At 52.3% G+C, this 310-nt stretch carries 1 rRNA gene; it reads left to right on the top strand.

The features are described 5' to 3' along the window. Positions 1–92: ribosomal RNA gene (locus SM757_RS35235) — 16S ribosomal RNA — on the top strand; the annotation flags it as partial. Between the last annotated feature and the right edge of the window lie 218 nt (positions 93–310).

Raw genomic sequence — 310 nt, 5'->3', positions numbered from 1 at the left:
CAAGGAGGGCGATTACCACGGCAGGGTTCGTGACTGGGGTGAAGTCGTAACAAGGTAGCCGTATCGGAAGGTGCGGCTGGATCACCTCCTTTCTAGAGTAAACAGGCACCCTGAAACTCACTTCGGGCGTCCACACTTATCGGCTGTAGGTTCAGCGACGTTCTTTCAAACGAATGAACGCACAGGCAAGTCTGCAAATAGCAGTACGCAGCTTTGCCTGTGCGATCTTTTTGATCGTCGTGCTCTTTAACAATTCATAGAGTCGAATCAGCGTTGCCGCTGGAAAGCACAGCAATGTGCACCGTGCCAG

This window comes from Azohydromonas lata, assembly GCF_034427735.1.
Lineage (GTDB): Bacteria > Pseudomonadota > Gammaproteobacteria > Burkholderiales > Burkholderiaceae_C > Azohydromonas > Azohydromonas lata.
This window is presented reverse-complemented; position numbering and strand designations above follow the sequence as displayed.